Source organism: Actinophytocola sp. NPDC049390 (genome assembly GCF_044466355.1).
In the GTDB taxonomy this organism is placed as follows: Bacteria; Actinomycetota; Actinomycetes; order Mycobacteriales; family Pseudonocardiaceae; genus Actinophytocola.
Map to the genome: position 1 here is coordinate 195,132 of NZ_JBITMQ010000018.1, position 11,607 is coordinate 206,738.

Sequence of the window (11,607 nt, forward strand, 5' to 3'; positions counted from 1 at the left end):
GTGGGGTCAGGCCATGACGTCGGAGGGGGCGCTCGTCGCGGGGCGGTACCTGCTGGGCCGCCAGATCGGCAGCGGCGCGATGGGCATCGTGTGGCAGGCGCACGACGACCGCCTGCACCGCACGGTCGCGGTCAAGCAGCTGCTGCTGCAGCCCGGTCTCTCCGCCGCTCAGGCCGAGGAGGCGCGGCGAAGATGCATGCGGGAAGGGCGGATCGCGGCACGTCTGACGCATCCCAACGCCATCACGGTCTACGACGTCGCGGAGCACGACGGCGACCCGTGGCTGATCATGGAGTACCTGCCGTCGAAGAGTCTCGCGGCGGTGCTGACGGAAAAGGGCACACTGCCGCCCACCGAGGTCGCGCGGATCGGCGCGCAGGTGGCGTCGGCGCTGGTCGCCGCCCACGCCGCGGGCATCGTGCACCGCGACATCAAGCCGGCGAACGTCCTGCTCGGCGAGGACGGCACGGTCAAGATCACGGACTTCGGCATCTCCCGCGCGACCGGCGACGTGACCGTCACCGCGACCGGCATGCTGGCCGGTACCCCCGCGTACCTGGCACCCGAGGTCGCGAAGGGCGAGGACCCCAAGCCCGCGGCGGACGTCTTCTCGCTGGGCTCGACCCTGTACACGGCGGTCGAGGGCCATTCCCCGTTCGGGTTGAGTGAGAACACCCTCGCGCTGCTGTACGCGGTGGCGGCGGGCAAGATCACCCCGCCCCGGCAGGCGGGGCCGCTGACCGCGTTGCTGATGCAGCTGCTGCGGGTGGAGCCGTCGGAACGCCCGTCGTTGACGGTGACGAGGGACGGCCTGCTGGCGGTGGCCGAGGGCAGGCAGCCGACGCTGTCCGCCGCGGCCGCGCCGACGGACCGGATCGCGGGCAACCGCCTCCCCGCGCGTCCGCCTGCCCCCGCGACCCCGCCGCGCTGGCCGACGCCACCACCGCCGCCGGTGCAGCAGCCGCCCGCCCAGGACGGGACACGGCTGGACGTGAACCCGTTCGCGGAGCCGCTGCCGAGCGGGCCGATCATGCGCGAGCCGGTGCCGACGCCACCGCCCCACCCGGCCGCGACGGGTCAGGCCGGTGGCTCGCGGACGCGGTCGATCGTGCTGACCGTGCTGGCGATCGTGGCGGCGGCGCTGGTCGGGATCCTGGTGGCGAGCCTGCTGTCGGCCGGTAACGACGACAACGGTGCCGCGCCGCCCACGGACCCCACCCAGACCACGGAGACCTCGCAGACCACGCCCACCGAGACGACCACGTCGTCGGAGTCGTACGAGGAGCCGACGTCGGAGGACTACCAGGACCTGGTCCGGGACTACTACGGGCTGCTGCCGGGCGACACGGAGTCCGCGTGGGCGTTGATGACGGACTCGGGGCACGAGAAGTCGGGCGGGAAGCGCTCGTACGAGCGCTTCTGGAACAGCGTCCGCGAGGTGACCGTCCTGTCCCTGTCCTCGAACGGCAACGAGGTCGAGGCGACGCTCAAGTTCGTGACGAAGAGGAACAAGCAGTCCACGGAGTCGTACCGGCTGAAGGTCGTCGACAAGGACGGCGAACTGATGATCGACGACTACGAGAAGCTGGGCCGCCCGGGCGACGACGACGAGGACGACTGACCCGAGACGCTGGCCGCGCGCGAGGGCCGTGACCGTTCAGTTTTGCTAACACGTTCTTGTGCTTCTATTTGCTTGTCCTACCGGGCGGCCGAGGGCACCGTTGCTGTCGTGATCAGTGGTGGTGGCGCGACCCTCGTGCGCATGGGGTTGCTGGCGTTGTTCTGGGGCTCCAGCTTTCTCTGGATCAAGATGGGCCTCGCGGGCTTCACGCCCGTGCAGATGACCTTCATCCGCGTGCTGCTCGGCGCGGCCGTGCTGGTGGTGCTGTGTTACGCCGGCGGCAACCGGCTGCCCCGCGACCGGCGGCTCTGGGGGCACCTCGTCGTCGCCGCGCTGATCGGGAACGCGATCCCGTTCACGCTGTTCGGGATCGGCGAGCAGACCGTCGACTCCGGGGTCGCGGGCGTGCTCAACGCGACCACCCCGCTGTGGGTGCTGATGATCGCGATCGTGCTGCGGGTCGAGCGGAACCTGTCGGCCACCAAGGTCGGCGGTCTCGTGCTCGGGTTCCTCGGCACGCTGCTGATCTTCTCGCCGTGGGAGGCGGAGATCGCGGGCACCGGCGCGCTGCTGATCCTCGTCGCCGCGATCTGCTACGCGATCAGCTTCGCCTACATCGGACGGTTCGTGTCCGGGCGCGGGGTCGCGCCGATCGCACTGTCCGCGTCGCAGATCCTCTCCGCCACCGGGCTCATGGCGCTCGCGATGCCCGTGCAGGGCCTTGACCCGGTCCACCTGCGGTGGGACGCGGTCATCGCGATCGCGATCCTCGGGATCTTCGGTACCGGCTTCGCGTTCGCGCTCAACTACCGGCTGATCACCGACGAGGGCCCGACCAACGCGGCCAGCGTCGGGTACCTGCTGCCGGTCGTCTCGGTGCTGCTCGGCGCGCTGTTCCTCGACGAGCCGCTGACCGCGCACGTGATCGCGGGCATGGTGGTCGTGCTCGCCGGGGTGGCGCTGACCAGGGTGCGGCGCCGCGCGGCGGTGGAGCCCGCGGCGCCGACCCCGGTCGCGGCGGTCAGCCGACCTTAGGCCACGGGACGTCCGGCAACGCGTTGAGCAGAGGCACCAGCAGTGCCTCCTCGCGGTCCAGGTGCGCGGTCAGCTCGGCGTCGAGCCGGTCGAAGTCGGCGGGCGCCGGGTCCTCCTGCGCCGCCAGCACCGACAGCTCGCCGCGCAGCCGCGCCACCTTCACGTGCTCGGCCCGCAGCTGTTCGAGTGCGGGGCCCAGCTCCGGGAAACGCTGGCCCAGGAACGAGAACACGGCGTAGTCCTCGCCCATGTGGTGGCGTTCCAGGCCGACGCAGAACGCGAGGCAGTTGCCGCGCAGGTCGTCGGTGAACTCGACGGCCGCGCCCGACCGCAGCGCCGCCAGTTCCGCGCGGAACCAGCCGTGCAACGCCACCAGTTCGTCGCCCGCGGCGCGGACCCGCACCACGTCCTGGTCCTCCGGGTGCAGCACGACGACCGGGAGGACCCGGCTGGTCTGCCGCTGGTAGTCGGCGTATCCGGGGGCCTCGGCGAGCACCACCTCGAAGAGCCGGTCGCGTTCCCCCCGCGACGGCGGGCACGGCGACGGCCGTACGGCGGCCGTCGACCGTGACCCTCGGGTTGGCGACCAGGTTGTGGTACCAGGCCGGATGCCGCGGCGCCCCGCCCGCGGACGCCACGACGAGCAACGTGTCACCGTCGGGCACCGCGCCGACCTCGACGGTGTGGGACCGGCCGCTGCGCGCGCCGGTCGTGGTCAACGAAATGATCAATGTCCTCTTTCCTCGATGGATAGGCGAAAAACGGGCACAGGCGTGCGCGCGGCGTCTCCCGATCGCCAGGAAAGGAGAGAGGTCGAGAAGGGGACTGACCGCGCGGGCGTCAGCGGTCAGGCGGCGCCGATGGTGTGGTTGGCCACGGACATCATCCCCTTGAGATTGGGTGCTCGCCCACCCTCGCCCTTGTGCTGGCGAGGCCACGCGGCACCCGGCCATTGAACCAGCCGCGTCGGGAGATGGTCCAGACCGCATGGCCGACCGCGACTCCACAACCGCCTGACCAGCGAAAACGCCCCGCCCAGTACGTAACCGAACCCCCACCCCATCCCGGGGGCCACCCGCCATGCCAGCCTACCGGCACCCACCGACAGGGGGTCGGATGTCGATCTTGGTTGTGGACAACCGGACCGGCTGTGGACAACTGCCGGGTTGTGGATCTTCATCCGGTGGGGGTGTCGGTGGGGTGCCGTAGGCTGGATCACCGGGGGCCGGAGGCCGCCCTACGGCAACGGTTCCTGCAGTTCGGTGACCCAGTCCGCGCGGTCGCCCATCGCTTCCAGGTACACCTCGCGGTTGTAGCCCGCCGACGTGTGACCGTTCTCCTCGATCCACTTCGCGAGCGTCTGGACCGTGGACAGGACGTTGTCCATGTCGCCGTGGTGGACGATCGTCGCCGCGCGTTCGATGCCCGGCAGGTCCACGACCTGCGCGCCCTCGACCGCTTCGACGTTGACCGGGCAGGCCGCGTGCACGATCACGCCGCCGTCCTGGCCGTCCTCGTAGTACGCGATGCCCGGGCCGACCGGCTCGACGCCCGCGGCCTTCAGGTGACCGAACAGCTCGTCGTACAGCGGCCCGATCACCGGGCCGATCGCGCCCGGTTCGAAGCTCGTGGCGACGCCGCTGACCTCCGCGACCCGCACCGGCGGCACCTTCTTGACCTGCACGTCCTGGACTGGCATGACGCCCTCCGTCTCGATCGAACGGAGCCTCGCCTCGACCGCGGCCAGCCGTGCCCGGTCCGCCGCCACCCTGCTCTGCAGCTCGGCGTGCCGCAGCCGCAGCATGCCGCGCAGCTCGTCGATCCCGACCTTCTCGTCGATGATCGACGCGACCTGTTCCAGTGTGAAACCCAGGTCCTTCAGGGCGACGATGCGGTTCAGGCGCGACATCTGCGCGGCCTCGTACCCGCGGTACCCGGTGAACGGGTCCACGCGCGCGGGCCGCAGCAGGCCGATCGCGTCGTAGTGCCGCAGCATGCGGACCGACACCCGGCCGTGTCTGGCGAAGTCTCCGATGGTGAACATGACGGGCCCAGGTCTATGGCCTCACACCGTGTCAGGGTCAATGACGATGTTCGCTCCGCGAGCTCCGCTCAGACAAGCCGTCGATCCGACGCCCACCGCGACAGCTCGTAGCGGTTCGACAGCTGCGTCTTGCGCAGGACGCTGGACACGTGCGTCTCCACCGTCTTCACCGAGATGAACAGCTCGGCCGCGATCTCCTTGTACGCGTAGCCACGCGCGAGCAGCCGCAGCACGTCGCGTTCGCGCGGGGTCAGCAGGTCCAGCTCCGGGTCGGAGATCGGCGCCGCGCCGGGCCGGTCGGCGAACGCGTCCAGCACGAAACCCGCCAGGCGCGGGCTGAACACCGCGTCGCCTTCGGACACCCGGACGACCGCGCGGACCAGCTCGTGGCTGGAGATCGTCTTCGTCACGTAGCCGCGGGCACCGGCACGGATGACCGCGATGACGTCCTCGGCCGCGTCGGACACCGACAGCGCCAGGAACACGACCTCGGGGTTGTCCGGCCGCGCGCGGCGCAGCACCTCGGCGCCGCCGCCGTCGGGCATGTGCACGTCCAGCAGCACCACGTCCGGCTTCTTGTGCGCGATCCCGGCGACCGCCTCGCCGACCGTGCCCGCCTCGCCGACCACCTCGACGTCGTCGGTGATGGAGTCCAGCTCCGCCCGCACACCGGCACGGAACAGGCCGTGGTCGTCCACCAGGAACACCCGTACGGGCTTCTCCGCCATCACTGACAACCCCTCTACGAAGCGACCGACACTCGCGGCATGCGCAGGTGCACCTCCGTGCCCTCGCCGGGCGCGGTCCGCAGGCGCAGCTCACCGCCGTTGCGCTCCATCCTGCCCCGGATGGAGTCCGCGAGGCCATGCCGGTCCGACGGAACGGTCTGCGGGTCGAAGCCCTTGCCCCGGTCCCGCACGAAGATCTCCACGGTGTCCGGCTCGACCTCGGCGTACACGCTGACCTCGCCGACACCGGCGTGCTTCGCGGCGTTCACCACCGCCTCGCGGGCCGCGTACACCAGCCCGGTCAGCCGCTCGTCGAGCTGGCAGTCGCCGACCACGACGTGCTGGACCTTGATCGCGAACTGGTCCTCGACCTCGCCGCTCGCCCGCTCGATCGCCTCGGACAGCGACGTCGCCTCCGGTGTGCCGCCCGCGCCACCGGCCTGTGCCCCCTCGACGGGACGGCCCTTGCCGTACCCCGACGGGCCGTACAACCAGCCGCGCAGCTGTCGTTCCTGGCCGCGTGCCAGGCGCAGCACCTCGCGGGGCGCCTCGGCCTGCTTCTGGATCAGCGCAAGCGTTTGCAGCACGGAGTCGTGCAGGTGAGCGGCGATCTCGGCGCGTTCCTCGGTGCGGATGCGCTGCGTGCGCTCCTCACCGAGGTCGCGGACCAGCCGCAGCCAGAACGGCACGGTCAGGACGGCGACACCGACCAGGGCGGCCAGCACGGCGAGCAGCGCGAACTGCATCTGGTCGAGGTTCACGCTGCGGGCCAGGAACACGGCGATACCCGTGATGACCAGCACCGCGCCGGTCAGCACGCGCACCAGCGCGGACCGGCCGCCGGTGCCGACGACCGCGCCGACCACGCCGGAGCGGGTCCAGCGGCGCCGCTGCTGCTCGTCGGCCTCCCGCCAGACCAGCGCGGCACCGACCAGGGTGACCGCGAGCCCGCCCGCGACCCAGCCGTTGACCATCCCCGACAGCGCGCCGACACCGACCGCGAGGCCGATGCCCATCGCGAGCAGGCCGCGGGCCTGCTGCTTCTCCTTGACCGAGACCTCGGCCTGCTTGGGTTCGTTGCGGACCTGCGGGACGAACACCCACAGCAGGCCGTACACGAGCACACCCGCGCCGCCGAACGACGCGAGCACCGCGAACGCCATCCGGGTCCACAGGACGCCGATGCCGAGGTGGTCGGCGAGCCCGCCCGCGACCCCCGCGACGGCACGACCGGACCGCCGGCGACGCATCTTGATCTCGTCGTCGGCCTGGTCCCGTGTCACGCGCTCGAGGTCCGCGTCCACCACCGGCTCTCGTGTCTCGGCCTGCACACTCACTGTGCCATCGTCACACGTGCACGCGCGCTCTCCATCCGGGAAAAACCCGGACCGTGCGGTTCAGGGTCTTTCCCGGATGTGCCGAACCGGGGTGCCGACGCATTCTTGTCATCGTGAGTGCGACACAGGGACAGCACGGCGCGATGCGCGCCGAGGACACGGTCAAGGACTTCTGGGCGACCAGGCCGCGGCGACCGCGCCGTGGCCGCAAGTTCGCCGGCGTCGCGGCGGGCGTGGCCAACCGGTACCGGATCGATCCGGTGCTGGTGCGGGTCGGGTTCGTCGTGGCCGCCGTCTACGGCGGCGCGGGGATCCTGTTCTACCTGCTCGGCTGGCTGTTCCTGCCCGAGGAGGACGACGAGGCGGCGCCCGCGGAGGCGCTGATCGGCAAGGGCCGCAGCTCCACCTCCGCCGGGTTCACCATCCTGCTGTGCATCCTGCTGGTGCCGATGCTGGGCTGGTTCTTCGGCGGCGGGCCGCTCGGCACGTTCCCGGCGTGGCTGAGCCTCGTGGTGATCGGCGGGTTGCTGTTCCTGTTGCACCAGAGCCGTGGACACCTCACCCCGGTGCGCACGTCGGCCGCCTCGGCGACGCCACCGCCCGGACCCGCGCCGACGCCGGAGGCCCCGATGCCGACCACACCGATGACGGCCGCCACCACGCAGGCCGACGTGCCGCTCCCGCCGCCCGTGGGCGCACCGGTCGACGCGCCGCCGCCGGTCGAGGAGCGCACCACGCCGCCCGCGTGGGACCCGCTCGGTGCCGCGCCGTTCGCGTGGGACCTGCCGGAACCCGCCACGCCCGAGCCGGAGACACCGCCGGAGCCGCCGGTGAAGCGGCGCAAGTCGCGGATCGGCACGATGACGGTCGGGCTGGCCCTGGTGGCCGCGGCGGGCATGTCGTTCGCGATGGGCGGGTGGATCACGCCGCAGCACATCGTCGGCGTGGTGCTGGCCATCCTCGGTCTCGGCATGGTGGCGGGCGCGTTCCTGCGCGGCGGCCGCGGCCTGATCGCGCTGGCGGTGCCGCTGTCGGTGGCGGGGCTGGCGCTGACGGTCGTCACGCCGGGCGAGTACCACGGCATCGGGGACCTGACCGCGCGGCCGACGACGGTGGCGCAGGTGGAAGGCTCCTACGAGCGGTCGGTGGGCAACGTGACCGTGGACCTGACGGCGCTGACCCCGCTGCCCGGCGAGGAGACCGAGGTCGTGGAGATCAACGCACGCACCGGCGCGGGCAACGTCGAGGTGTTCGTGCCGAAGACAGCCGACGTGATCGTGACGTGCGAGACCGAACGCGGCAACCTGGAGTGCCTCGGCCAGGAGCGGTCGGGCTTCGACAAGAAGATCGAGGACTTCAAAAGCCTCGGCGACGGCCCCGGTGGGCTGCTCATCGAGCTGGACGCCGAGGTGAACACGGGGAACGTGGAGGTGCACCGTGGCTGAGCGTGACCAGGAGACGCGCCGGGGCTTCCCGGACCTGCTGACCGGCCTCGCGGGCCTCGGAACGCTGCTGGTGGCGGCCTTCGTGCTCACCGACGGCGCGTTCGAGATCCCCAACCCGACGTGGCTGCTGGCGGGCGGCGCCCTGCTGGTGGGCATCCTGCTGCTGGCCTCGTCCCTGCGCGGCAAGCGCTAGAGACGCGAAAGGCGCCCCTCCTCGCGGGGGGCGCCTTTCGCGTTCTCTCACTCCCACTCGATGGTGCCCGGGGGCTTGGACGTCACGTCCAGCACTACCCGGTTGACCTCCGGGACCTCGTTGGTGATGCGGGTCGAGATGCGTTCCAGCACGTCGTACGGGAGGCGGGTCCAGTCGGCGGTCATGGCGTCCTCAGAGGACACCGGGCGCAGGACCACCGGGTGGCCGTACGTGCGGAAGTCGCCCTGGACGCCGACGCTGTGGACGTCCGCCAGCAGCACCACCGGGCACTGCCAGATGTCGCGGTCCAGCCCCGCCGCGGTCAGCTCCTCGCGGGCGATCGAGTCGGCCGCCCGCAGGATCTCCAGCCGCTCGGCGGTGACCGCGCCGATGATCCGGATGCCCAGCCCCGGCCCGGGGAACGGCTGGCGGTGCACGATCGTCTCCGGCAGGCCCAGTTCGAGACCGACCCGGCGGACCTCGTCCTTGAACAGCTCACGCAGCGGCTCGACCAGCTCGAACTGCAGATCCTCCGGCAGACCGCCGACGTTGTGGTGGCTCTTGATGTTCGCGGCGCCGGTGCCGCCGCCGGACTCGACCACGTCCGGGTACAACGTGCCCTGCACCAGGAAGCGGTAGTCGCCCTGTGCCTTCAGGTCGCGTTCCGCCTGCTCGAACACGCGGATGAACTCGCGGCCGATGATCTTGCGCTTCTGCTCGGGGTCGGTGACGCCGTCGAGCGCCGCCAAGAACCGCTCGCGGGCGTCGACGGTCACCAGGTTGATCCCGGTCGCGGCGACGTAGTCGCGTTCCACCTGGGCGCGCTCGCCGGCGCGGAGCAGGCCGTGGTCCACGAACACACAGGTCAGGCGGTCACCGATGGCCCGCTGCACCAGCGCGGCCGCGACCGCCGAGTCGACGCCGCCGGACAGCGCGCAGATCGCCCTGCCGTCACCGATCTGCTCGCGGATCTTCGCGACCTGTTCCGCCACGATGGACGCGATCGTCCACTGCGGCCGGATGCCCGCGACCTCGTGCAGGAACCGGCGCAGCACCTCCTGCCCGTGCGGTGAGTGCGCCACCTCCGGGTGGTACTGCACGCCCGCGAACCGGCGTCCGGTGTCCTCGAACGCCGCGACCACCGCGCCCGCGGACGTGGCGGTCACGTCGAAACCGGGCGGTGCCTTCGTGACCGAGTCGCCGTGGGACATCCACACCGGGTGCCGGGCGGGCAGGTCGGTGTGCAGGACACCGCCCTGCGACGACAGGTCGGTCCGGCCGAACTCGCGTGCCCCGGTGTGCTCGACCGTCCCGCCGAGTGCCTGCGCCATCGCCTGGAAGCCGTAGCAGATGCCGAACACCGGCACCCCGGTCTCGAACAGCTTCGGGTCCACCGCGGGCGCGCCCTCGGAGTACACGCTCGACGGCCCGCCGGACAGCACGATGGCCTGCGGGTCCTTCTCGAGCATCTCCGTCACCGACGCGGTGTGCGGAACCACTTCTGAGTACACCTGGGCCTCCCGCACGCGACGGGCGATGAGCTGCGCGTACTGGGCACCGAAGTCGACGACGAGCACTGGCCGGTGGAAGTTGTCGGTCACGGCCACAGCATCGCATGCGCCCTGCCGGGACCATGGAACTACGGTGGGGGTATGAACGCGACCGAGCAGCACCTGCCCACCCCGCGTCCTGCCTGGATCGCGGGCCGCGCGGAGCAGAGTGACCAGACCCTCGCCGTGCACCACCCGTTCGACGGCGACGAGATCGCGACCGTCTGCGTGCCCAGCGCTGATCAGGTCGAACGTGCGGTCGCCGCGGCTGTCGACGTCCAGCTGAAGTTCCGGACCACGCCCGCGCACGTCCGGGCGGCCGCGCTCGACCACGTGTCGCGCCAGCTGGCGGCGCGGTCGGACGAGATCGCCGAGATGATCACCGCGGAGAACGGGAAACCACTCCGTTGGGCGACGCTCGAGGTGAACCGGGCGGTGTCGACGTTCCGGTTCGCCGCCGAGGAGGCCCGCCGCTTCTCGGGTGAGCTGCAGCGGCTGGACACCGACCCGAACGCGGAGGGCCGCCTCGCGGTGGTGCGCCGGGTGCCGCGCGGCCCCGTGCTGGGCATCGCGCCGTTCAACTTCCCGCTGAACCTGGTGGCGCACAAGATCGCGCCCGCGCTCGCCGTCGGCGCGCCGATCATCGTGAAGCCCGCGCCGCGCACGCCGCTGTCGGCGCTGCTCCTGGGTGAGCTGCTCGCCGAGACCGACCTGCCGGAGGGCTCGTGGTCGGTGCTTGCGGTCGGCAACGAGGAGACGATGGCGCTGGTCAAGGACCCGCGGCTGCCGGTGGTGTCGTTCACCGGCTCCGGCCCGGTCGGCTGGTCGCTGATGGACGCGGCGCCCCGCAAGCAGGTCGTGCTGGAGCTGGGCGGCAACGGCGCGGCGGTCGTCTGCGCGGACTGGCCGGACCTGGACTTCGCGGCCAAACGCATCGCCACGTTCTCCAACTACCAGGCGGGCCAGTCGTGCATCGCGGTGCAGCGCGTGATCGTGGAACGCGCGGCCGCGGACGCCTTCCTGCCGAAGCTGCTGGACGCGATCGGCGCGCTGCGCACCGGCGACCCGCACGACCCGGACGTCGAGGTCGGCCCGCTGGTCGACGAGGCGGCCGCCGAGCGCGTCGAGAAGTGGGTCAACGAGGCCGTGTCCGCGGGCGCGAAGCTCCTCGCGGGCGGCAAGCGCCACGGCGCGACGGTCGAGCCGACCGTGCTGTCCGAGGTGCCCTTCGAGGCGAACGTGTGGGCCGAGGAGGTCTTCGGCCCGGTCCTGTCGGTGTCCGTGGTCGAGGACGTGGACGAGGCGTTCGCGCAGGTCAACGACTCGAAGTACGGGCTGCAGGCTGGGCTGTTCACCCATGACGTGCAGGTGGCGTTCCGGGCACGCGCCGAGCTGGAGGTGGGCGGCGTGATCGTCGGCGACGTGCCGTCGTTCCGCGCCGACCAGATGCCCTACGGCGGTGTGAAGGGCTCCGGTTTCGGCCGCGAGGGCATCCGTTCGGCGATGGCGGACCTGACCGAGGAGCGCGTCATGGTGCTCACCGGGCTGGAGTTCTAGAGCCAATGCCGTTCAGTTAGGGCGGTGGGTGGGTTGTCAAGGCGGCTGAGATAGGCAACGGGGTTCCTGCTAGAACAGCGTCGACCAAGATCGATGT

General features: G+C 71.4%; 10 protein-coding genes and 1 pseudogene. 5 read left to right on the forward strand and 6 right to left on the reverse strand.

Annotated features, from left to right (window positions below):
* The first annotated feature begins 13 nt into the window (after positions 1-13).
* Together ACIBVP_RS39050 and ACIBVP_RS39055 are read left to right on the forward strand one after the other, a co-directional pair.
* Positions 14-1,621, forward strand: coding sequence for a serine/threonine-protein kinase (locus tag ACIBVP_RS39050; RefSeq protein ID WP_396111540.1), 1,608 nt, complete (start codon positions 14-16; stop codon positions 1,619-1,621).
* A 141-nt stretch (positions 1,622-1,762) separates the two neighbouring features.
* A complete protein-coding gene (locus ACIBVP_RS39055; protein WP_396111563.1) occupies positions 1,763-2,656 on the forward strand; it encodes a DMT family transporter in 894 nt (297 codons plus the stop codon).
* Here the strand turns inward: ACIBVP_RS39055 and ACIBVP_RS39060 are convergent.
* From ACIBVP_RS39060 to ACIBVP_RS39080, 5 genes and pseudogenes are all read right to left on the reverse strand, one after another.
* Positions 2,643-3,152, reverse strand: a complete 510-nt coding sequence (locus ACIBVP_RS39060) for a hemerythrin domain-containing protein (protein WP_396111541.1) — start codon at positions 3,150-3,152, stop codon at positions 2,643-2,645. The genes ACIBVP_RS39055 and ACIBVP_RS39060 overlap by 14 nt on opposite strands.
* Before the next feature lie 94 nt (positions 3,153-3,246).
* A pseudogene (locus tag ACIBVP_RS39065) lies at positions 3,247-3,738 on the reverse strand (nitroreductase/quinone reductase family protein); the annotation flags it as partial.
* A gap of 155 nt (positions 3,739-3,893) precedes the next feature.
* Positions 3,894-4,700: a MerR family transcriptional regulator gene (locus ACIBVP_RS39070; protein WP_396111542.1), complete on the reverse strand. Its 807-nt coding sequence runs from the start codon at positions 4,698-4,700 to the stop codon at positions 3,894-3,896.
* A 68-nt stretch (positions 4,701-4,768) separates the two neighbouring features.
* Positions 4,769-5,428: a response regulator gene (locus tag ACIBVP_RS39075; RefSeq protein WP_396111543.1), complete on the reverse strand. Its 660-nt coding sequence runs from the start codon at positions 5,426-5,428 to the stop codon at positions 4,769-4,771.
* A gap of 14 nt (positions 5,429-5,442) precedes the next feature.
* A complete protein-coding gene (locus ACIBVP_RS39080) occupies positions 5,443-6,678 on the reverse strand; it encodes a PspC domain-containing protein (protein ID WP_396111564.1) in 1,236 nt (411 codons plus the stop codon).
* 200 nt (positions 6,679-6,878) lie between these two features.
* Between ACIBVP_RS39080 and ACIBVP_RS39085 the strand changes: the two genes are divergently transcribed.
* Positions 6,879-8,210 (forward strand): PspC domain-containing protein, encoded by a 1,332-nt coding sequence (locus ACIBVP_RS39085; protein WP_396111544.1) that lies wholly within the window; start codon positions 6,879-6,881, stop codon positions 8,208-8,210.
* Complete coding sequence (locus ACIBVP_RS39090) at positions 8,203-8,403, forward strand: hypothetical protein (protein ID WP_396111546.1); 201 nt, start codon at positions 8,203-8,205, stop codon at positions 8,401-8,403. The genes ACIBVP_RS39085 and ACIBVP_RS39090 overlap by 8 nt, the downstream gene beginning before the upstream one ends.
* Positions 8,404-8,450: 47 nt before the next feature.
* Here ACIBVP_RS39090 and guaA read toward each other — a convergent pair whose 3' ends face one another.
* Positions 8,451-10,004 carry a glutamine-hydrolyzing GMP synthase gene (gene guaA / locus ACIBVP_RS39095; RefSeq protein ID WP_396111547.1) on the reverse strand — a complete coding sequence of 518 codons (1,554 nt, stop codon included), beginning with the start codon at positions 10,002-10,004 and terminating at the stop codon, positions 8,451-8,453.
* Between the two features lie 51 nt (positions 10,005-10,055).
* On the opposite strand from guaA, the gene ACIBVP_RS39100 reads away from it, so the two are divergent.
* On the forward strand, positions 10,056-11,510 hold the full coding sequence (locus tag ACIBVP_RS39100) for an aldehyde dehydrogenase family protein (protein WP_396111548.1): 1,455 nt from the start codon (positions 10,056-10,058) through the stop codon (positions 11,508-11,510).
* The last annotated feature ends 97 nt before the right edge of the window (positions 11,511-11,607 follow it).

Excerpts from the sequence above, each read along its gene's own strand:
- ACIBVP_RS39100 (WP_396111548.1), top strand. The coding sequence starts at position 10,056 with ATGAACGCGACCGAGCAGCACCTGCCCACCCCGCGTCCTGCCTGGATC.
- ACIBVP_RS39080 (WP_396111564.1), bottom strand. The coding sequence starts at position 6,678 with ATGCGTCGCCGGCGGTCCGGTCGTGCCGTCGCGGGGGTCGCGGGCGGG.
- ACIBVP_RS39055 (WP_396111563.1), top strand. The coding sequence starts at position 1,763 with ATGGGGTTGCTGGCGTTGTTCTGGGGCTCCAGCTTTCTCTGGATCAAG.
- ACIBVP_RS39070 (WP_396111542.1), bottom strand. The coding sequence starts at position 4,700 with ATGTTCACCATCGGAGACTTCGCCAGACACGGCCGGGTGTCGGTCCGC.
- ACIBVP_RS39050 (WP_396111540.1), top strand. The coding sequence starts at position 14 with ATGACGTCGGAGGGGGCGCTCGTCGCGGGGCGGTACCTGCTGGGCCGC.
- ACIBVP_RS39075 (WP_396111543.1), bottom strand. The coding sequence starts at position 5,428 with ATGGCGGAGAAGCCCGTACGGGTGTTCCTGGTGGACGACCACGGCCTG.